The organism is Cupriavidus sp. DF5525 (genome assembly GCF_040149425.2).
Lineage (GTDB): Bacteria > Pseudomonadota > Gammaproteobacteria > Burkholderiales > Burkholderiaceae > Cupriavidus > Cupriavidus pickettii_A.
In genome coordinates this window covers 251,894-271,278 of the sequence record NZ_CP168266.1, presented here as the reverse complement: position 1 = coordinate 271,278, position 19,385 = coordinate 251,894, and the positions used below count along the sequence as shown (strand labels likewise).

Here is a 19,385-nt window from a genome sequence, read left to right as displayed (position 1 = left end):
TCGGGGCAGGACTGGCGGCCGCGGTGCTGCCGGCGCATCCTCGCCCCGGGCCGGGTAATTCTCCGGCCCTATTCCTATTTCCAGCGCCACAGGATCTGCAGGATGATCAGCGTGAAGACGGTCGCGATCACGGCAGTGGTTTCGCGCCCCAGGCCGGCGGCGACGCCGATGGCGGCGACCATCCAGATGCTGGCGGCCGTGGTCAGGCCCTTGATATGGGCCTCGTCGCTCTGCTTCAGGATCGCGCCGGCGCCCAGGAAGCCGATGCCCGCGATCAGGCCCTGCAGCACGCGGCTCATGTCGGCCAGCGGCACCCCGGCCTGCAGCGGCACCAGCACGAACAGCGCCGAACCCAGCGCCACCAGCATATGGGTGCGCAGCCCGGCAGCCTTGCCGGCGGCCTCGCGCTCATAGCCGATCAGGCCGCCCAGCACCACCGCCACGCACAGGCGCACGAGGATGCGGGTGGCCTCGCCGGCGTCGGGCACGTCGGCAAATTCGGCGCGCAGCGCGCTGTAGATTTCGGACCAGACCTCATCCATCGCTTTGCCTCCGGGTGCTGTGGCACAGACCCGAGCGTAGCACGGGGCACGCGCCGGGAACGTGGCGCCCGCAAAGCGGGGACGCCGGCGCCACATCGCCGCAAGCGCCCCGCCCTGAGCATGCGGTGGCGTCCTACAAGGCAAGCGGAAGGTCCCCGACAGTCCCGCTACGCCCCGGTTCCTATATTGGAATCACCGCGACATGACTTCGACAGGAGCCACACCATGCCCTACATCCTCGCCTGGCTACTTGGTGTCCCAGCCTTCGTTCTGATTCTGATCTGGCTGTTCGTACACTGATCCACGGGGCCAAGGCTGCGGCCACAGGCCCCTTCCCCCGACCGCGCGGCGCCGCCAGGCGCCGTCGCCTCCCGACGCCCGGCCCCTGCCGGGCGTCGTGCTTGCCGCACCCCGCTTCCGGGTCCCCTAAGCCGCTCTTTCGCAAATCCGAATTTCGGCGTGCAGGGGGCTCGGGAATAATGGCCCCCATTCAAATCGAACCGGGCCATCCCATGCTTGCACAACAGGATCCAGACCAGCTCTACCCCGAAATCCGCGAAGCGGTGCGCGACCTCTGCGCCGGCTTCGACTCTGCCTACTGGCAACGCGTGGAAGAGCAGAACGCCTTCCCGGAGAAGTTCGTCCAGGCGCTGACCCAGGCCGGCTGGCTGTCGGCCCTGATCCCGGAATCCTATGGCGGCTCGGGCCTGTCGCTGACCGCGGCCTCGGTCATCATGGAAGAAATCAACCGCAGCGGCGGCAATTCCGGCGCCTGCCACGGCCAGATGTACGTGATGGGCTGCCTGCTGCGCCACGGCTCGGACGAGCAGAAGCAGCGCTGGCTGCCGGGCATTGCCTCGGGCGAGCTGCGCATGCAGTCGATGGCCGTGACCGAGCCCACCACCGGCACCGACACCACCAAGCTCAAGACCACCGCGGTGCGCCAGGGCGACAAGTACATCGTCAATGGCCAGAAGGTATGGATTTCGCGCGTGCAGCACTCGGACCTGATGCTGCTGCTGGCGCGCACCACGCCGCTGGACCAGGTCAAGCGCAAGTCCGAAGGCCTGTCGGTGTTCGTGGTCGACCTGCGCGATGCCATCGGCAAGGGCCTGACGGTCAAGCCGATCCGCAACATGGTCAACCACGAGACCAACGAGCTGTTCTTCGACAACCTCGAGATCCCGGCCGAGAACCTGATCGGCGAGGAAGGCAAGGGCCTGAAGTACATACTCGACGGCCTCAACGCCGAGCGCATCCTGATCGCCGCCGAGTGTATCGGCGATGGCTACTGGTTCGTCGAGCGCGCCAGCAACTATGCGCGCGACCGCATCGTATTTGACCGCCCGATCGGCCAGAACCAGGGCGTGCAGTTCCCGATCGCGCGCTCGTACATCAATGTGGAAGCCGCCAGCCTGATGCGCTACAAGGCCGCGCAGCTGTTCGACGCGGGCAAGCCCTGCGGCAAGGAAGCCAATATCTCCAAGCTGCTGGCCGCCGACGCCTCGTGGGAAGCAGCCAACGTCTGCCTGCAGACCCACGGCGGCTTCGGCTTTGCCGCCGAGTACGACATCGAGCGCAAGTTCCGCGAAACCCGCCTGTACCAGGTGGCACCGATCTCGACCAACCTGATCTTGTCCTTCGTGGCCGAGCACGTGCTCGAACTGCCGCGTTCGTTCTGAGGGCCGCGCATGTCTGTCAATTCGCCCAAGGACATCCGGCCGCTCGACGGCATCCGCGTGGTCTCGCTCGAGCACGCGGTGGCGGCACCCTTTGCCACGCGCCAGCTGGCCGACCTGGGCGCACGCGTGATCAAGGTCGAGCGCCCAGGTGCGGGCGACTTTGCGCGCGGCTATGACGAGACCGTGCACGGCCAGGCCTCGCACTTCGTCTGGCTCAACCGTGGCAAGGAAAGCCTGACCCTCGACCTGAAGCAGGACGAGGCGCAGAAGGTCCTGCACCAGCTGCTGGCCGACGCCGACGTGCTGGTGCAGAACCTGGCGCCCGGCGCCGCCGCGCGCATGGGCCTGGACTTCGACACGCTGCACGCCAGTTACGACAAGCTGATCGTGTGCGATATCTCGGGCTACGGCGATGCCGGCCCGTATCGCGACAAGAAAGCCTACGACCTGCTGATCCAGGCCGCCGCCGGCCTGATCGGCATCACCGGCGGCCCGGACGAGCCCTCGCGTGCGGGCATCTCGATTGCCGACATCGCCGCTGGCATGTACGCCTACACCGGCATCCTGTCCGCGCTGCTGCAACGTGGGCGCACCGGCAAGGGTGTACGCGTCGAGGTCACCATGCTCGAGGCGCTGTCCGAATGGATGGGCTATGCGCTCTACTTCGGCCACTACGGCGGCACGCCGCCGGCGCGCTTCGGCGCCTCGCACCCGGCCATCGCACCCTATGGCGTGCATCGCACCGGCGACGGCGGCAGCGTGATCTTCGGCCTGCAGAACGAGCGCGAATGGCGCGCCTTCTGCGAGAAGGTGCTGGAGCAGCCCGAGCTGCTGCAGGACGAGCGCTTCGCCACCAACTCGGGCCGCGTGAAGAACCGCCCCGCGATGACTGAAATCATCGAGCAACGCTTTGCCTCGATGACCGTATCGCGGGCGGAGGCGCTGCTGGACGCGGCGCAGATCGCCAACGCGCCGATGAACGATATCGAAGCCGTCTGGAACCACCCGCAACTGGCCGCCCGCAACCGCTGGCGCGAAGTCGCGGTGCCGGGCGGCACCATCGGCGCGCTGCTGCCGCCGGCCAACCTGTCGGGCGTGGAGCCGGTGATGGGCGATGTTCCTGCACTGGGCGCGCACAGCCGGCAGATCCTGGCCGAGCTCGGCTACGCCGACAGCGACATCGCTGCGCTGGTGGACCGGAAGACTATCTGAGCCAATACCGGCGCCCGGGCAACCGGGCGCTTTTTCCTTTCTGCAAGTACACATCCATCTCCGGAGCCGGCATGAGCCAACCCGCAGACACTACCTACCCGACCCGCCAGCTGTGCGACTTCCTCGCCGACCTCAAGCTGGCCGACGTGCCCGCGCCCGTGATCGAGCGCACCAAGGACCTGTTCCTCGACTGGATCGCCTCGGCCATCGCCGGCAAGGATGCGCCGGCGGTACGCAAGCTGCAGGAATTCGCCGCGGCCATGGGCCCGGCCCAGGGCGAGGCCGAAGTGCTGGTCGACCGCCGCCGCACCTCGCCCTATTTCGCCGCGCTGATCAACGGCGCCTCCTCGCACGTGGTCGAGCAGGACGACGTGCATAACGGCTCGGTGCTGCACCCTGCCGCCGTGGTGTTCCCCGCCGTGGTGGCCGCGGCGCAGGCCGAAGGCAAGACCGGTGCCGAAATGCTGCTGGCCTCGATCGCAGGCTATGAGGCAGGTATCCGCATCGGCGAGTTCATGGGCCGCTCGCATTACCGCGTGTTCCACACCACCGGCACCGTCGGCACGCTGGCTGCCGCCGCCGCCGTCGCCAAGCTCTACGGCCTGGACGCCGAAGGCATCAACCAGGCGCTGGGCTCGGCCGGCACGCAGGCCGCGGGCCTGTGGGAATTCCTGCGCGACGCCGCCGACTCCAAGCAGCTGCACACCGCCAAGGCCGCGGCCAATGGCCTGCAATCGGCCTGGCTCGCACGCGCGGGCTTCACCGGGGCCAAGCAGATCCTGGAAGGCGCGCAGGGCATGGCTGCCGGCATGTCGAGCGATGCCAATCCCGCCTGCCTGACCGACGGCCTCGGCACGCGCTGGGCCACCGCCGAGACCTCGTTCAAGTTCTTCGCCTCGTGCCGCCATACGCACCCGGCCGCCGATGCGCTCAAGGCCGTGATGCAGCGCGAAGGCATCGCCGCCGACCAGGTCGCCGGCGTCACCACGCACGTGCACCAGGGCGCCATCGACGTGCTCGGGCCGGTGGTCAACCCGACCACCATCCACCAGGCCAAGTTCTCGATGGGCACGGTGCTGGGCCTGGTGGCCGTGCACGGCCATGCCGGCCTGGGCGAGTTCGAGCAGCATGCGCTGCAGGACGACAGGGTGACTGCATTCCGCGGCAAGGTCGAGATGGAACTCGACGACGAGATCAACGCCGCCTACCCGCGCCAGTGGATCGGCCGCGTGACCGTGAAGACCACCGACGGCCGCACGCTGGCCGCGCGCGTCGACGTGCCCAAGGGCGATCCCGACAACACGCTGTCGCGCCCGGAACTGGAAGCCAAGGCGCTGCAACTCGGCGCCTTCCGCCACGGCGCCAGCGAGGCCGAAATGCGCGAGATCATCCGCCGCGTGTGGGCGCTGGAGCAGGCGCCCAACGTCAACGACTGGCTGCCCGCCGCACGCTGAGAACCCGCGCATGTCCACTGCAGTCACTTACCTGTTCGTGCCGGGCGACCGGCCGGAACGCTTCGGCAAGGCCGCCGCGGCCGGCCCGGATGTCATGATCCTCGACCTCGAGGACGCGGTCCATCCGGACGCCAAGCCCGCCGCGCGCGAGGCCATCGGCGCCTGGCTGGCCGGCCGTCCCGCGGCCAACGCCTTTGTCCGCATCAACGACAGCGCCTCGCCCGCCTTTGCCGCCGACATGGCCTGGCTGCGCGCGCTGCCGCCCGGCACCGCGCTGGCCGGGCTGCTGGTGCCCAAAGCGGAGGATGCCGCCGCACTGGCGGGCATCGCGCAGGCCCTGCATGCGATCAATCCGCAAGGCGAACTGGTCGCCATCATCGAGACCGCGCGCGGCCTGCATCAGGTCGATACCGTGGCGAGCGCAACCGGTGTGGCGCGCCTGGCCTTCGGCTCGCTCGACTATGCGGTCGACCTGGGCTGCAGCCATACGCGCAACGCACTGGCCTTCGCGCGCGGGCGCATCGTGCTGGCCTCGCGCGTGGCCGGGCTGCCGCCGCCGGTCGACGGCGTGACCACCGCGCTGAAGGACGAAGCGGTGCTGGCCGATGATGTCGCCTACGCGCGCGAACTCGGCTTTGCCGGCAAGCTCTGCATCCATCCGGCACAACTCGCCGCGGTACGTGGAGGCTTCCTGCCAAGCGCCGAACAACTGGACTGGGCCCGCCGCGTGCTGGCAGCCACCGCCAGCGGCAGCCATGCAGTGCAGGTCGACGGCAAGATGGTCGACCGCCCCGTGATCGAGCAGGCGCGCCGGCTGCTGGCGCTGGCGCAATAGCGCGCTCCCCGATTTCCACCCGATGTTTTAGAGGGCTTTGATGCCATGACTGACGCCAACTCCGAACTCGAACGCCTGCGCGGCTGGATCGGCCGCAGCGAATCGCGCACCGAAACGCTGTCGCCGGAACCGGTCATCGGGCTCGCGGCCACCTTCGACCTCGATCCCGAGGCCATCGCCGCCGGCCCGCTGCCGCCGCTGTGGCACTGGCTCTATTTCCTGCCACGCGCGCCACAGCGCGAACTGGGGCGCGACGGCCATCCCTCGCTTGGCGGCTTCTTCCCGCCGGTGCCGCTGCCGCGACGCATGTGGGCCGGCAGCGAGCTGACCTTCAGCCATCCGCTGCATCTCGGCGATACCGTCACGCGCACCTCCACCATCAAGGACGTGCAGTACAAGACCGGCCGCACCGGCGAGCTGTGGTTCGTCGCCGTCGACCATGAACTGACCGTCAATGGCAAGACCGCCGTCAACGAGCGCCACGACATCGTCTACCGCGCCATGCCGGACCCGTCCAAGCCACAGGCGCCGCGCCCGCGGCTGGAGCGAACCGCGCAATGGCAGCGCACGCTGCAGGCGGATCCGGTGATGCTGTTCCGCTATTCGGCGCTGACGTTCAACGGGCACCGCATCCACTACGACCGCGAATACACGCGCGACGTGGAGGGCTACCCCGGCCTGGTGGTGCATGGGCCGATGCAGGCCATGCTAATGCTGGACCTAGTGGCGCGTGAACAGCCGCAGGCACGCGTGAAGCGCTTTGGGTTCCGCGGGCTGGCGCCGTTGTTCGATCAGGACATCATCACTGTTGGCGGCACAGCTGATCCGGCGCAACCTGGGCGGCTGGTGCTGTGGACTGGCGATGATGCTGGCGGGCAGGCGATGCAGGGATGGGCTGAAGTAGAAGGCTAAAGAGCTGCCGGTTTGCTCCCTCTCCCGCTTGCGGGCTTGCCTTTACCCACATCTCGATAGGAAAGGTTGTAAACCGGATTGGACGGTGTTAACTTCGGGTGAAGTTGACAATCAGTGGTGGCAATTTTGCCTGATACGGAAGATCTGGAAGACTGGGCCAGCGACGAATTCGGTGGCGCTCAGTTGGGCGATGCACGTCGCACGCAGCGCCTTGTGGCATTGGCGCGCGGACTGGCGCAAAAAGCCCATGTTTCGTTCCCGCAGGCCTTGAGTGGTGCCCAACTCAAGGCGGCATATCGCTTCTTTGATAATGAGGCGGTCGACCCGGACGGAATACTGGCGAGCCACGTCGTTCAAACCGTGGGTCGCATGCAGCAGGTACCTGTCGTATTGGCGGTGCAGGACACCACGGAATTCAATCTGGCAAATTTGCCCGCGACTGAGGGACTTGGTCACGGCACGGGCGGCAATTTGCACGGATTCATGTTGCACAGCGTGCTGGCGGTGACGCCTGAGGGCCTGCCACTGGGCGTGTTGAGCATGAAGACGTGGGTGCGTGCGCCGCAAGCATCGGGCAAGGCCAGGCAGCGCCGGGCGCTGTCCATTCGTGACAAGGAAAGCGTGAAGTGGCTGGAGGGGCTGGAATGCCTTGAGCCGCTCAAGATGCAGTGTCCGGACACGCACCTTGTTGCCGTCAGCGATCGCGAGGGCGATGTGTATGACGTGTTCCTGGCGCCGCGCCCAGCGGGGGTGGACTGGTTGGTGCGGGCCGCCTGGAATCGGGGCGTGGACCACCCAGAGAAGTATCTGTGGGAGACGGTTGCTGCGGCTCCTGTACTTGGGGAGACCGTACTGCACGTGCCCAGGAGCGGCGCCAGGCAGGCGCGTAGCGCCCGACTGGCTTTGCGCTGTGTGCCCGTCCAACTGCGACCGCCGCGCAGCCGCGGTGCAGAGGCCCTACCGAGTCTCGAAGTATTTGCCATTCACGCGCTGGAACTCGACCCGCCCGAAGGCGTTGAGCCGCTCGAATGGATGTTGCTCAGTTCAATGCCCACCCAAACGCTGGAAGATGTGCTCGAACGGCTGAGCTGGTACGCCCGTCGCTGGACCATTGAATCCTGGCATCGTGTCCTGAAAAGTGGCTGCCAGATCGAAGCCCGGCAGTTCGGGACGCTGGAGCGGTTCCTGCGGGCCACGGCGCTGTTCGCCGTAATCGGCTGGCGCATCTTGTACGCAACTATGCTGGGCCGGCTCGAAGCCGATATCCCTTGCTCGGTGCTACTGCAATCGCTCGAATGGCAGGCCTTGTACTGCCGCACGCACGGCACAACCAAGCCACCAGAGCAGGCACCCAAACTCAGCGACGCGGTCCTTTGGGTCGCCAAGCTCGGTGGCTACCTGGGTCGCAAAAACGACGATCCCCCCGGTGCTACTGTCCTCTGGCGCGGCTTCCTCGTTTTGCACGAAATCACCGAAATGTATCGGATCTTCCAGAAAAACGAGTAAGCCGCCGGAAGTTGTGGGTAAAGGCAAGCTTGCGGGAGAGGGAGCACCCAGGCGGTTATCGAAGTCCACGGGCATTTGGTCCCGCCCCCAACGCGACATCAACTCGGCCCTAGCGGCTACATCAATGGAAAAAGCCGGCTCTCGCCGGCTTTTTCCATTGGTACCTGACAGCCCTCAATCCGCCTGGATCTTCGCCGTCTTCACCACCCCACCCCACAGCGCCAGCTCACGCTGGATACGATCGCCCAGCGCCTTCGGCGTGCTGACATTGACGTCATAACCGCCCGCAGCCATCCGCTGCCGATACGCAGGATCGTCGCCGATCGCCTTCTGTGCCTTCACCAGCTTGTCCACCACATCCGCCGGCAGCTTCTGCGGCCCGATCAGCGCATACCACCCGGTCAGGTCATAGTTCTTCTGCCCCGACTCGATCATGGTCGGCACGCTAGGCAGCGCCGGATTGCGTGTCTTCGACGTAACCGCCAGCGCGCGCACCTTGCCGCCGTTGATATGGCCGATGGCGGTGCCAGTGATATCGAACATGAACGTCACCTTGCCGCTCATCACATCGGCCATGGCCGGCGAGTTGCCCTTGTACGGCACGTGCAGCATCTTCACGCTGTTCATCTGCGCCAGCAGTTCCGCCGACAGGTGGTTGGACGCGCCCACGCCCGCCGATCCGAACGAGACGTCGTCCGGATGCTTGCGCGCATACTCAACCAGCTCGCCAACGTTCTTCGCCGGGAAGTCCTTGTTCACCAGCAGCACGTTGGTGTAGTCGGTGATCAGGCCAATGTAGGTAAAGTCCGTGGTCGGGTTGAAGTTGACCGAGCGCTGGATCAGCGGCGTCATGGTCATGGTCGGGCTGGCGACGAAGTACAGCGTGTAGCCGTCCGGCGCCGCCTTGGCGGTCAGGTCGGCGGCGATCGCGCCGCTGGCGCCGGCGCGGTTGTCCACCACCACCGGCTGCTTGAGTACGCGGCCGAGTTGTTCGGCGTAGATACGCGCGGCCGTGTCCACCGGGCCGCCCGGGGCGTAGCCCACCAGCAGCTTGACCGGCCGCGACGGGTAGATGTCGTTAGCCCACGCCGCGCCCTGCAACAGCAGCGTGGTGGACAGTGCCGCCAGTGTCGTCCATGTTTTCATGTTGTTGTCTCCTCCAGATATGACTGAAAAGCCCGGGCCGGAACGCGGTGCCGGGCCCGTAAAGAAAAACGTCTAGTCCAGCAGCGCGCGCAGCGGTTGCTTGAGCAGCTTGCCGCTCGCCGTAGTGGGAATGACGTCGATGATGCGAATTTCCGCCGGACGCTTGTACGGCGCCAGGCTCTCGCGCAGGTAGGCGTCGAGCGCCTTGCGGTCTGGCTCGCTGCCATCCTGCATCTCGATAAAGGCCACCACTTCCTCGTTGCCGTCGCTGGTGGTGCGCCCGACCACCGCAGACTGGCGCACGCCCGGGAAGGCATTGATCACCGACTCGACCTCGATCGGATAAACATTGAAGCCCGAGCGGATGATCAGGTCCTTCGAGCGGCCCGAGATAAACAGCGCGCCGTCGGCATCCAGGTAGCCCAGGTCGCCGGTGTTGAGCCAGCCGCCGGGCAGCAGCGCCTCGGCGGTCTGTTCGGGGTTGCGGTAGTAGCCGAGCATCACCCCCGGGCCACGCACGCGGATCTGGCCCCGCTCGCCGGCCGGCAGCAGCTTGCCTTCGGCGTCGGTGATCTCGATCTCCACGCCTTCGACGATATAGCCCGCCGAGCAGTCGGCGCGCGGCGCGTCCATGCGCGTGATGAACAACGAGCCGGCGTATTCGGTGATGCCGTAGCCATGGTGCAGCGCCTGGCCGAACAGCGTCTCGACCTCGCGCTTGAGCGTGGGATCGAGCGGCGCGCCGCCGGTGTACAGGTAGCGCAGGCGCGGGTAGTCGCCGGCCTTGGCGCCGAGCGCCGGCGCCACCGCCATGATGCGCGTGAACATGGTCGGCACGCCCTGCAGGATGGTGACGCCCGGCGAAGCCAGCGCCTCGAATACTTCGTTGGCGTCGAAGCGCGGGCGCAGGAACAGGCTGGCCCCCGCATAAAGGGTAGCCATCAGCACCGTGGCGATGCCGAAGATATGCGACATCGGCAACGCGCCATAGGCCACGTCGGCCGGGCCCATGTCGCGCGAGGTGGCGGAGATGCGGGCAAAGTGCGTCAGGCCCGCGTGCGGCACCATCACGCCCTTGGGCGCGCCGGTGGTGCCGGAGGTATAGATCAGCGTGGCGACGGTGCGCGCCTGTTCGGCACTCACGCGCTCGGGCGGCGTGGCGGCGCGCACCGCGTGCATGCCCTCGTCATACACCGGGCAGCCGCTGGTCTTGGCGCCGAGGCGCTCGCCGTGCGCGGCGGCCACGTCGGACACATGGCCGGTGAACAGCACCAGCGCCGGCTGCGCATGGTCGCGGATATTGTCGATCTCGCGCGCCGACAGGCGCGCGTTGACCTGGATCGGCCACGCATGCAGCAGGCTGCTGGCGAACAGCGTGACCACCATCTCGTTGCAGTTCTCGCCGATCACCATGACGCGGTCGCCCTCGCCCACGCCCTGCCCCGCCATCCAGTCACGGGCGGCTTCGATGCGCCGCCACAACTCGCCGTAGGCGATCACGGCGCCGTTCTCGTACAGGCACGGGGCGTCTGGCGTCTGCGCCGCCCAGTGGCGGGGAATGTCGTGGATGTATTTGGGGCGGAAGGAAGACATGGGCTGAGTCGTAAGGCGGGCTGAGGTTCAAAGCAGGCCGCTCGCGGATGCTCCGGAATGCATCCCCGAGCACTCGAGCAGTGCTGCGCCAGTTTGCGCCAAGCCCGGCGGCGAAGCCATTTGCAATTCGCTAAGGTGGTCTTCGGCGCCGCTGCCACCCAACGCAGGTGGTTCCGCCGGCATGAAGGACGCCTTTACCATTGATGAAGCAACGAATCGCGCCCGAGCCCTACAATCGGCCGGCACAGTGAGGGCTGCTGCACGCCGCACAAGATCTGCCCAGGCGCCGCGCAGCCCGCGTACCACAGGGGACATACAGATGGATTTGCGTTTCACCGCCGAGGAACAGGCCTTCCGCGAGGAAGTCCGCGCTTTCGCGCAGGCCAGCCTGCCGGAAGACATCCGCAACAAGGTGCTCAACCACCAGCGCGTGGAGAAGGACGACTACGTCCGCTGGCACCGCATCCTGCATGCGCACGGCTGGGGCGCGCCCACCTGGCCCAAGCAATGGGGCGGCACCGGCTGGACCCCGCTGCAGCGCCTGATCTTCGAGATCGAGACGTTCCGCGCCGGCGCCCCGCGCATGCTGCCGTTCGGCCTGACGATGATCGGCCCGGTGCTGATGAAGTACGGCAGCCCGGAGCACCAGCAGCGTTTCCTGCCGCGCATCCCGGCCGTCGAAGACTTCTGGTGCCAGGGCTATTCCGAGCCCGGCTCGGGTTCCGACCTCGCCTCGCTGAAGACCCGTGCAGTGCGCAAGGGCGACAAGTACATCGTCAACGGACAGAAGACGTGGACCACGATGGCGCACTTCGCCGACTGGATCTTCTGCCTGGTGCGCACCGATCCCGAGGCCAAGGCCCAGGAAGGCATCTCGATGCTGCTGATCGACATGAAGTCGCCGGGCGTGACCGTGCGCCCGATCAAGACGCTCGACGGCGGCCACGATGTCAACGAGACCTGGTTCGAAGACGTGGAGGTGCCGGTCGAGAATCTGCTGGGCGAGGAAAACCGCGCCTGGACCTATGCCAAGTACCTGCTCGGCCATGAGCGCACCGGCATCGCCGGCATCGGCCACTGCAACCGCGAGCTGCGCCTGCTCAAGCACTACGCCAGCCAGGCCACCGACGGCGCCGGCCGCCCGCTGATCGAAGACGTGCGCATGCGCGACAAGATCGCCCGCGTGGAAATGGACATCATGGCGCTGGAAATGCTGCTGCTGCGCGTGGCCACGCAGGCCGCCGGCACGCCGGGTCCGGAAGCCTCGATCGTCAAGATCCGCGGCTCGGAGGTGCAGCAGGACCTGGCGATGCTGATGATGGAAGTGGCCGGCCCCAATGCCTGGCCGTATTCGCCGGACTGGCTGGAGCCCGGCGCAAAGCAGCCGGTGGCGGGCCCTGAGTGGGCCGCCCCGGCCGCCTCCACCTACTACGACATGCGCAAGACCTCGATCTACGGCGGCGCGACCGAAGTACAGAAGAACATCATCTCCAAGATGATCCTGGGTTTCTGAAGGGATAGCTGACATGGACTTCACCTACAGCGAAGAGCAACAGATGCTGGCGGACAGCCTGCGTCGCTTTATCGATACCGAATACACCTTCGAAGCCCGCCGCAAGAGCGCGCGTGCGGGCGAGAGCCTGGATCGCGGCGTGTGGGCCAAGCTGGCCGAGATGGGCGTGCTGGGCCTGACCGTGCCGGCCGACTTCGGCGGCTTCGGCGAAGGCCCCGCGAGCCAGCTGGTGGTGCAGCGCGAACTGGGCCGCGGCCTGGTGCTGGAGCCGGTGACCCCGAGCGGCGTGATGGCCGCGGCCATCCTCGCCGCCAGCGGCAGCCCCGCGCAGAAAGACGAATGGCTGCCCGCGATCGCCGCAGGCGAGCGCATCGTCACGCTGGCCTACCTGGAGCCGGGCACGCGCTACCGTCCGGAATCGGCGCGCGCCAGCGCCGAGCGCAGCGGCGACGGCTACGTGCTCAACGGCACCAAGAGCGTGGTCTGGCACGGCGCCGCCGCCGACGCTTACCTGATCACCGCGCGCGTGGCCGGCAGCAACGAGATCGCGCTGTTCCTGGTGCCGCGCGACAGCAAGGGCCTAGGTGTCACCGCATATCCCACGATCGACGGCCTGCGCGCCGCCGACCTGTCGCTGCTGGACGTGACGGTGCCGGCCAGCGCGCTGGTGGGCGAACCCGCCGACGGCCTCGCCGCGCTGGGCGTGGGCCTGGAGCACGGCATCGCCGCGCTGTGCGCCGAAGGTGCGGGCGCGATGGAAAAGCTGATCGAGATCACGGGCGAATACCTCGGCACGCGCCAGCAGTTCGGCAAGCCGCTGGCGACATTCCAGGCGCTGCAGCACCGCATGGCCGACATGCTGGTGCAGAAGGAGCTGGCGCTGTCGATGGCCTATGTGGCAGCACAGGCGCTGGATGAATCCGATCCCTCGGCGCGCCGCCGCATGCTGTCCGCCGCCAAGGTGACGGTGGCGCGCGCCGGGCGCTTCGTCGGCCAGCAGGCGGTGCAGCTGCATGGCGGCATGGGCATGACTGACGAACTGTCGGTCGGCGACTACTTCAAGCGTTTGACCATGCTGGACCAGTTGCTGGGCGACAGCGACTATCACCTGCAGCGCTTTGGCGAGGTGATGGAAGCCTGAAGCCGGCGCCTGAAGCGGCCTGCGCTGCGCAGGCCATCACTCCCATGCCGCAAGCGCAGGCATGACAGAGGTACCGCTGCACGGCAGCTGAGCCCGCGGCCCCTCTCGGGCCGCGACAGCGGACCACGCATCCCACACCAAAACGCCGCCCCCTGACAAGGGGTGCGGCGTTTCTCTTTTTCTAACACCCCAATGAATCTGAGTTCCCGGCAATTCGTGCGGCAGTGCGGCCACCACCCTCCGCCTGGCGGGCGGCACCTGTGACCGGACCCATGCAAAAGGAAACCGCTTCCTGCTCATGAACCACCCTGCCCCGCCCCGCTCATTGCCACCTTCACTGCGCGCTGCCCTCGGCCTGCTGGCCATGTCGTCGTTGCCATGGGCGCCATGGCAGGACGCGGCTGCACAGGCGCCGGCTTTGGCGGCGACGCCTGCTGCGCAAGTCTCGCCCGCGCAAGCGGCCGGCGCAGCCACGCTTGCCCCGGCCACCAGCACCCACGTGATGACCCTGCGCCAGATGGGCGCCTACGGCCCGATCGCGCTGCGCGGCGTGGACCAGGCGCGCCAGCTCGACATCGGCGTGCGGCTGGATGAAGTCGTCACCGCCGCGAAGCTGAAGCTGGCCTTCACCTACTCGCCGGCGCTGGTGTTCCCGCTCTCGCATATCAAGCTCACGCTCAACGACGAGGTCATTGCCACGCTGCCGCTCGATGAAAAGGATGCGGGCCGGCTGGTCACGCGCGACTAGCAAGTGCGGCGGCGGTCAAGTCGCGATGCCGAACACTCGCCACCGGCAAAGGAAAACGGCGGCAGGGATTGCCCCTGCTGCCGTTCTTGTTCCTGTGCTGGCGCCTACAGCGTGGCCGCCGTGCCCAGGATCGCCGTGGCCTGGCTCGACAGCGTGCCGCCGTTGCCGTGCACGACCGCCACCTCGGCATCCTTCACCTGGCGCTCGCCGCATTCGCCGCGCAGCTGGCGCACTGCCTCGATGGTGATGAACATGCCGTACATGCCCGGATGCACGCAGGACAGGCCGCCGCCGTTGGTGTTCACCGGCAGCCTGCCGCCCGGGGCAATGCCGCCGCCGCTGACGAAATGGCCGCCTTCGCCCTTGGCGCAGAAGCCCAGGTCTTCCAGGAACAGCAGCGTGTTGATGGTGAAGGCGTCGTACAGCTCGGCGACGTCCACGTCCGACGGCTTCAGGCCGGCCATGGCGAAGGCGCGCTCGCCGGATTCCTTGGCGGCCGTGACGGTCACGTCAGGCATGCACGAGATCTGGCGGTGCCAGGTCGCGGTGGCATTGCCGAGCACGTAGACCGGCGGCTTGGCCAGGTCTTTGGCGCGGTCGGCACGCACCATCACGTAAGCGCCGGCGCCGTCGGTGACCAGGCAGCAGTCGCGCACCGACAGCGGGTCGGACACCATGCGCGCGTTGAGCACGTCGTCGATGCTGAGGGGGTCGCGCATCATCGCCTCGGGGTTCAGCTGCGCCCATTTGCGCGCGGCCACGGCGACTTCGGCCAGGTGTTCGCGCGTGGTGCCGTATTGATGCATATGGCGCGCCGCGGCGAGCGCGTAGGAGGTGATCGGCTGCAGCGGGTTGTACGGGTTCTCGTACGGCTGCGGGTCCAGCACCGCGCGCACCTTCGAGATGCCGGCGCGGCCGACGGTCGAGGTGCGCTGGTTGCTGCCGTAGCAGACCAGCACGGCGTCGCACTGGCCCGACTCCAGCGCCATCATCGCGGGCAGCATGTGCGAGACAAAGCTGGAACCGCCGATCATGGTGCTGTCGACAAACTTTGGCTTGATGCCGAGGTACTCGGCCACCGGCATCACCCACATGGTGGCGCCGACGCTGGCGGTGGCAATGCCATCGATGTCGCGCATCGACATGCCGGCATCCTTGACGGCGGCCTTGGCGGCCTCCACCAGGATTTCCATTTCCGTCTTGCCGTGCGCTTCGCCAAGGCCCGCCTGGCCGACACCGACGATGGCGACGCTGCCACGCAAATTGGACAAACTCATGGCTCAGCCCTCCACCGGATCGAACACGACGAGAGCAGCCTCGCCTTCCTTGCCCTGCGCCACACGCGCCTTCACGCGCATGCCGATGCGCACGCTGGCCGGCGCGATGCCTTCCACCCGGCTCATCATGCGCACGCCTTCGTCCAGGTCGACCAGCACGACGTTGTAGTCGCCACCGGCGTCCGGCTTGCGGCGGATCACGCTGGTGGAGTAGACCGTGCCGGTGCCCTTGGGCTCGACCCAGGCAAGGGTGTCGCCGCCGCAGTGCGGGCAGATATTGCGCGGGAAAAACACGTGGCGCTGGCAGTCCTGGCAATGCTGGATGCGGAACTGGCCTGCGGCGAGCATTTCCGCATAGACCTTGTCCGGACCCGCCGCCGCTTCCTGGTGGGGCATGGAGTCTCCTTCACTTTTGATGGTGCCGCCATGGGCATGCCATGGCACGGTTATGAGCTTGACGCAGTCTTTGCGTTGCAGCAATTCGCTTCTGCGGAAGGGTGGATTTTTGAATGCGGAAAGCGGCGCTGCACAGGGCTTTTGTGGTGGAGCAGACGTCCTCGCCCCACTCCGGCCCTGCAAGCGTTTCAAATCACCAACTCAATCAAGAACGGCCCCTTGCGCCCGTTCGCCATCCGAAACAGGTCGGCAAAGCTCTCCATATCCGTCGCCCGCGCCCCCTCCACCCCCATGCCATTGGCCAGCTTGACCCAGTCCAGGTCCGGATTGCCGATGTCGAGCATGTCCATCGCAGTCTTCCCCGGATTCGCCCCCACGCCCGCCAGCTCGCCCAGCAGGATCGCGTACTGGCGATTGGCCAGCAGTACCACGGTCACATCGAGCTTTTCGCGCGCCATGGTCCACAGCGACTGCAGCGTGTACATCGCCGAGCCGTCCGCCTGCAGCGAAACCACGCGCCGGTCCGGCGCCGCCACTGCCGCGCCCACCGCCAGCGGCAGGCCAGCGCCGATGGCGCCGCCGGTCAGCTGCAGCCAGTCGTGCGGCGCGGCGTGGACCGTGCCGGGATAGAACGCACGACCGAAGCTGACGCTCTCCTCCACCACGATGGCCTGTTCCGGCAGCAGCGCGCTCAGCGTGCGCGCCACGTTCTCGGACGTAACCGCACCGCGCGCCGGCTCGGCGCGCGGTGCGGTATCCGTAGCGGGCAGCGCCACATTACGCGCGCCGACCTCATCGGCCAGCCGCGCCAGCGCCTCGGCCAGGTCTTCCTCGGGCCGCGCCAGCACATGCACCACGGCATCTTCCGGATATGGCCGCGGCGACTTGCCCGGATAGGCGAAGAAGGTCACCGGCGCCGGCGCGCCCACCAGGATCACGTTGCGGATGCCGGCGAGCTTGTCGCGCGCCACGTCGCCCGAATACGGCACGCGGTCCACCGCCAGACGCCCGCGGCCGCGCGATACGCGCGCATTGGACATCGGCGTGATCAGCCGCGCGCCGGTGGCGGCGGCGATGCGGTGCGCATCGGCCAGCGGCGCCTGGCGCAGCGCGCTGCCCGCCAGCACGACTAGCGTGGGCTGGCCCGAGCGCAGCACGCGCGCGGCCTGCTGCACGGCGTCGGGCGAAACCTTGGGCACGGCCAGCGGCGGCAGCGGGCCCGCTACCACGCCGCCGGCATCCCAGCACACGTCGGACGGCAGGATCAGGCTGGCGACGCCACCCGGCGCGGCGCAGGCGGCCTGCACGGCGGCAGCGGCGTCGGCGCCCACCGAGGCCGCGCGCGTGGCGGTGCGCGTCCACACCGAGACTGGGCGGGCCCAGCCCTCGGTGTCGGCGGTCAGCGGCGCATCCAGCGGGCGATGGTAGGTGGCCTGGTCGCCGATGATATTGACCACCGGCGTCTGCGCGCGGCGCGCGTTGTGCAGGTTGGCGAGACCATTGGCCAGGCCCGGGCCGCAATGCAGCAGCGTGGCGGCGGGCTTGTCGGCCATGCGCGCATAGCCGTCGGCCGCGCCGGTAACCACGCCTTCGAACAGGCCCAGCACGCAGCGCATGCCCGGAATGCGGTCCAGCGCCGCGACGAAGTGCATCTCGCTGGTGCCGGGATTGGCAAAGCAGGTGTCCACGCCGTTGGCGAGCAGGGTCTTGACCAGGCTCTCGGCGCCGTTCATCGGTTGCGTATTGTCCATGTCTCGGTTTTTGTGTGGCGGGTTGGCATCGGGGGTGCGGGACTCAGCCGCGGCGCTTGCGCGGCGCAAGCAAGTCGAAATCCAGGCAGACGAATTCGGTGGGGAATTCGATGCGGGCGTAATAGACGATCAGCTCGCCTGCGCCGGGCGCAACGGCGGGCACGCAGGCAAAGCGCCTCAGCTCGGCCACCGGCGCGCCCACGGCAAGCGCCAGCGCCCCGGCCGACTCCGCACCGGCCGCGACGATCGACAGGCGTTGCCGCGCGGTGCTGACCGACAGGCCCGGGAAGCGGTCCAGCACCGGCACCGAGGCGCCGTGCCGGAAGGCCTCGGGCTCGCGCGCAAAGACGCCGGCCTCGATATAGACCTCGCCCACCGCGAAGGGCCGCCCGTCGAGCCGGTGCAGCCGGCGCAGGAAGTGGTAATCGGCCGCGCGCGCGGCGTTGCATGGCATGCCGAGGTCGTCGGGCAGCGGCACGTTGCCGGCCGACTCCACCATCGCCTCGGTATCCAGTTGCCCGCCCACGGCCACCGCCTCGTCCCAGCTGGTGGACAGCGACACCTGGCGGCGCGTGCGGCACGGCGCCTTGACGAAAGTGCCGCGCCCGCGCGAACGCTCGAGCAGCCCTTCTTCGTCGAGCATCGACAAGGCATGGTGCATGGTCATGCGCGCCACGCCGTACTGGCGGCACAGCTCGTCCAGCGAGGGAATGCGTTCGCCCTGGCGCCAGGCGCCGCTCTCGATCTGGCGGCGGAAGATGGTGGCCAACTGCAGGTAGACCGGCTGGCGGCTGCGCGACAGGAGTTCGGCGGAAGCGGTGTCTGCCATTCGGCGAGGTGGCGGAGGGAGGGGGAAATGCGGGAGCGCTCCCCGCGACCCGGGGAGCGATACGACTTTATAAAAGTCTACAAACCTAGACTACTAGGGTTAACGCGATGGCAAGCAAGCTCGTTCCCGCATGTCGCGGGGCCTCCGATAAGCGGTAAATTCGGCGCTTCTTGTGCTTCGGGCATCACGCTTTTGCGTAGCCCGGAACCCCACTTCAGCGCCCTCCTCGCCCATGGCCAAGCAGCCAGAATGCCACCATGCCCCGACCTCCCCGGGGCAGGCGTGGCTGCCGCTTGCAGCCATCTCAAGGAGTCAACCCATGTTGATGCGAGACGTGATCCCCCATGTTCTCAACCGCGGTACGGCCCTGCCGGAAGCCGGCGTGCTCGAGTCAGGCACGCACAAGACCTTCCACCATGCGATCGACATCTACCTCAAGGATTCCAATGCCTTCATGAACACTTACTTCGCGCGCTATTTCGAGTGGCAGGGCGTGTGCCGGGAGCGCTGGTTCCATGAGTGCATCCACGACAACCTGCTGGCCGCGGGCGGCGTCTTCGTGACCAAGCGCGCGCACCAGGAGTATGTCGAGGAGACCTTCCCGTTCCAGCGCGTGGATTGCTACCTGAATACCTTCCAGGTCAGGCAGTGCTCCGCCTATTTGCTGTTCCGCTTCTGCGTGGGCGGCAAGCCGGTCTCGCTGGGTTACCAGCAGATCGTCTTTGCCGACCGGCAGAAGCGCATTTCGCGCTTTCCCGCGGGCATCATCGAGCGGGTCAGGGAATATGAACTGGCGCTGCCGGAATTTGCGAGCTGATTGGCGTACGCGTTTGCAAACCAGTCCGCGT

17 protein-coding genes are annotated in these 19,385 nt (G+C 67.4%); 10 read left to right on the top strand and 7 right to left on the bottom strand.

The window, feature by feature from the left end; translation table 11 throughout:
* Positions 1-74: 74 nt before the first annotated feature.
* Positions 75-542, bottom strand: a complete 468-nt coding sequence (locus ABNX08_RS22460; RefSeq protein ID WP_349608833.1) for an MgtC/SapB family protein — start codon at positions 540-542, stop codon at positions 75-77.
* 512 nt (positions 543-1,054) lie between these two features.
* On the opposite strand from ABNX08_RS22460, the gene ABNX08_RS22455 reads away from it, so the two are divergent.
* The 6 genes from ABNX08_RS22455 to ABNX08_RS22430 all read left to right on the top strand — a co-directional run bounded on the left by ABNX08_RS22455 (position 1,055) and on the right by ABNX08_RS22430 (position 8,143).
* On the top strand, positions 1,055-2,224 hold the full coding sequence (locus ABNX08_RS22455) for an acyl-CoA dehydrogenase family protein (RefSeq protein ID WP_022537901.1): 1,170 nt from the start codon (positions 1,055-1,057) through the stop codon (positions 2,222-2,224).
* 9 nt (positions 2,225-2,233) lie between these two features.
* A complete protein-coding gene (locus ABNX08_RS22450; RefSeq protein ID WP_022537900.1) occupies positions 2,234-3,436 on the top strand; it encodes a CaiB/BaiF CoA-transferase family protein in 1,203 nt (400 codons plus the stop codon).
* A gap of 71 nt (positions 3,437-3,507) precedes the next feature.
* Positions 3,508-4,890, top strand: a complete 1,383-nt coding sequence (locus ABNX08_RS22445; RefSeq protein ID WP_022537899.1) for an MmgE/PrpD family protein — start codon at positions 3,508-3,510, stop codon at positions 4,888-4,890.
* A gap of 10 nt (positions 4,891-4,900) precedes the next feature.
* Entirely contained in the window at positions 4,901-5,725 is an 825-nt protein-coding gene (locus ABNX08_RS22440; RefSeq protein WP_022537898.1) for a CoA ester lyase, read from the top strand.
* A 45-nt stretch (positions 5,726-5,770) separates the two neighbouring features.
* Positions 5,771-6,637 (top strand): MaoC family dehydratase N-terminal domain-containing protein, encoded by an 867-nt coding sequence (locus ABNX08_RS22435; protein WP_022537897.1) that lies wholly within the window; start codon positions 5,771-5,773, stop codon positions 6,635-6,637.
* A gap of 114 nt (positions 6,638-6,751) precedes the next feature.
* Positions 6,752-8,143 carry an IS4 family transposase gene (locus ABNX08_RS22430; RefSeq protein ID WP_022537896.1) on the top strand — a complete coding sequence of 464 codons (1,392 nt, stop codon included), beginning with the start codon at positions 6,752-6,754 and terminating at the stop codon, positions 8,141-8,143.
* 174 nt (positions 8,144-8,317) lie between these two features.
* On the opposite strand, the gene ABNX08_RS22425 is transcribed toward ABNX08_RS22430, so the two are convergent.
* Entirely contained in the window at positions 8,318-9,289 is a 972-nt protein-coding gene (locus ABNX08_RS22425; protein ID WP_022537895.1) for a tripartite tricarboxylate transporter substrate binding protein, read from the bottom strand.
* A gap of 72 nt (positions 9,290-9,361) precedes the next feature.
* On the bottom strand, positions 9,362-10,882 hold the full coding sequence (locus tag ABNX08_RS22420; RefSeq protein ID WP_022537894.1) for a class I adenylate-forming enzyme family protein: 1,521 nt from the start codon (positions 10,880-10,882) through the stop codon (positions 9,362-9,364).
* 319 nt (positions 10,883-11,201) lie between these two features.
* Between ABNX08_RS22420 and ABNX08_RS22415 the strand changes: the two genes are divergently transcribed.
* From ABNX08_RS22415 to ABNX08_RS22405, 3 genes are all read left to right on the top strand, one after another.
* Positions 11,202-12,395 (top strand): acyl-CoA dehydrogenase family protein, encoded by a 1,194-nt coding sequence (locus ABNX08_RS22415; protein ID WP_022537893.1) that lies wholly within the window; start codon positions 11,202-11,204, stop codon positions 12,393-12,395.
* A 13-nt stretch (positions 12,396-12,408) separates the two neighbouring features.
* A complete protein-coding gene (locus ABNX08_RS22410) occupies positions 12,409-13,536 on the top strand; it encodes an acyl-CoA dehydrogenase family protein (protein ID WP_022537892.1) in 1,128 nt (375 codons plus the stop codon).
* A gap of 298 nt (positions 13,537-13,834) precedes the next feature.
* Positions 13,835-14,284 carry a cellulose biosynthesis cyclic di-GMP-binding regulatory protein BcsB gene (locus ABNX08_RS22405; protein ID WP_022537891.1) on the top strand — a complete coding sequence of 150 codons (450 nt, stop codon included), beginning with the start codon at positions 13,835-13,837 and terminating at the stop codon, positions 14,282-14,284.
* 104 nt (positions 14,285-14,388) lie between these two features.
* Here ABNX08_RS22405 and ABNX08_RS22400 read toward each other — a convergent pair whose 3' ends face one another.
* The 4 genes from ABNX08_RS22400 to ABNX08_RS22385 all read right to left on the bottom strand — a co-directional run bounded on the left by ABNX08_RS22400 (position 14,389) and on the right by ABNX08_RS22385 (position 18,537).
* Positions 14,389-15,561 carry a thiolase gene (locus tag ABNX08_RS22400; protein WP_022537890.1) on the bottom strand — a complete coding sequence of 391 codons (1,173 nt, stop codon included), beginning with the start codon at positions 15,559-15,561 and terminating at the stop codon, positions 14,389-14,391.
* A gap of 3 nt (positions 15,562-15,564) precedes the next feature.
* Complete coding sequence (locus tag ABNX08_RS22395; RefSeq protein WP_041681707.1) at positions 15,565-15,957, bottom strand: OB-fold domain-containing protein; 393 nt, start codon at positions 15,955-15,957, stop codon at positions 15,565-15,567.
* Positions 15,958-16,145: 188 nt separating this feature from the next.
* Positions 16,146-17,690, bottom strand: coding sequence for an acetolactate synthase large subunit (locus ABNX08_RS22390; protein WP_041681957.1), 1,545 nt, complete (start codon positions 17,688-17,690; stop codon positions 16,146-16,148).
* A 61-nt stretch (positions 17,691-17,751) separates the two neighbouring features.
* Positions 17,752-18,537 carry a GntR family transcriptional regulator gene (locus tag ABNX08_RS22385; RefSeq protein ID WP_022537887.1) on the bottom strand — a complete coding sequence of 262 codons (786 nt, stop codon included), beginning with the start codon at positions 18,535-18,537 and terminating at the stop codon, positions 17,752-17,754.
* A gap of 319 nt (positions 18,538-18,856) precedes the next feature.
* Between ABNX08_RS22385 and ABNX08_RS22380 the strand changes: the two genes are divergently transcribed.
* Entirely contained in the window at positions 18,857-19,354 is a 498-nt protein-coding gene (locus ABNX08_RS22380; protein WP_022537886.1) for a thioesterase family protein, read from the top strand.
* Positions 19,355-19,385: the final 31 nt, after the last annotated feature.

Coding starts and splice junctions, on each gene's coding strand:
- ABNX08_RS22460 (WP_349608833.1), bottom strand. CDS start 542: ATGGATGAGGTCTGGTCCGAAATCTACAGCGCGCTGCGCGCCGAATTT.
- ABNX08_RS22455 (WP_022537901.1), top strand. CDS start 1,055: ATGCTTGCACAACAGGATCCAGACCAGCTCTACCCCGAAATCCGCGAA.
- ABNX08_RS22450 (WP_022537900.1), top strand. CDS start 2,234: ATGTCTGTCAATTCGCCCAAGGACATCCGGCCGCTCGACGGCATCCGC.
- ABNX08_RS22445 (WP_022537899.1), top strand. CDS start 3,508: ATGAGCCAACCCGCAGACACTACCTACCCGACCCGCCAGCTGTGCGAC.
- ABNX08_RS22440 (WP_022537898.1), top strand. CDS start 4,901: ATGTCCACTGCAGTCACTTACCTGTTCGTGCCGGGCGACCGGCCGGAA.
- ABNX08_RS22435 (WP_022537897.1), top strand. CDS start 5,771: ATGACTGACGCCAACTCCGAACTCGAACGCCTGCGCGGCTGGATCGGC.
- ABNX08_RS22425 (WP_022537895.1), bottom strand. CDS start 9,289: ATGAAAACATGGACGACACTGGCGGCACTGTCCACCACGCTGCTGTTG.
- ABNX08_RS22420 (WP_022537894.1), bottom strand. CDS start 10,882: ATGTCTTCCTTCCGCCCCAAATACATCCACGACATTCCCCGCCACTGG.
- ABNX08_RS22415 (WP_022537893.1), top strand. CDS start 11,202: ATGGATTTGCGTTTCACCGCCGAGGAACAGGCCTTCCGCGAGGAAGTC.
- ABNX08_RS22410 (WP_022537892.1), top strand. CDS start 12,409: ATGGACTTCACCTACAGCGAAGAGCAACAGATGCTGGCGGACAGCCTG.
- ABNX08_RS22405 (WP_022537891.1), top strand. CDS start 13,835: ATGAACCACCCTGCCCCGCCCCGCTCATTGCCACCTTCACTGCGCGCT.
- ABNX08_RS22400 (WP_022537890.1), bottom strand. CDS start 15,561: ATGAGTTTGTCCAATTTGCGTGGCAGCGTCGCCATCGTCGGTGTCGGC.
- ABNX08_RS22395 (WP_041681707.1), bottom strand. CDS start 15,957: ATGCCCCACCAGGAAGCGGCGGCGGGTCCGGACAAGGTCTATGCGGAA.
- ABNX08_RS22390 (WP_041681957.1), bottom strand. CDS start 17,690: ATGAACGGCGCCGAGAGCCTGGTCAAGACCCTGCTCGCCAACGGCGTG.
- ABNX08_RS22385 (WP_022537887.1), bottom strand. CDS start 18,537: ATGGCAGACACCGCTTCCGCCGAACTCCTGTCGCGCAGCCGCCAGCCG.
- ABNX08_RS22380 (WP_022537886.1), top strand. CDS start 18,857: ATGTTGATGCGAGACGTGATCCCCCATGTTCTCAACCGCGGTACGGCC.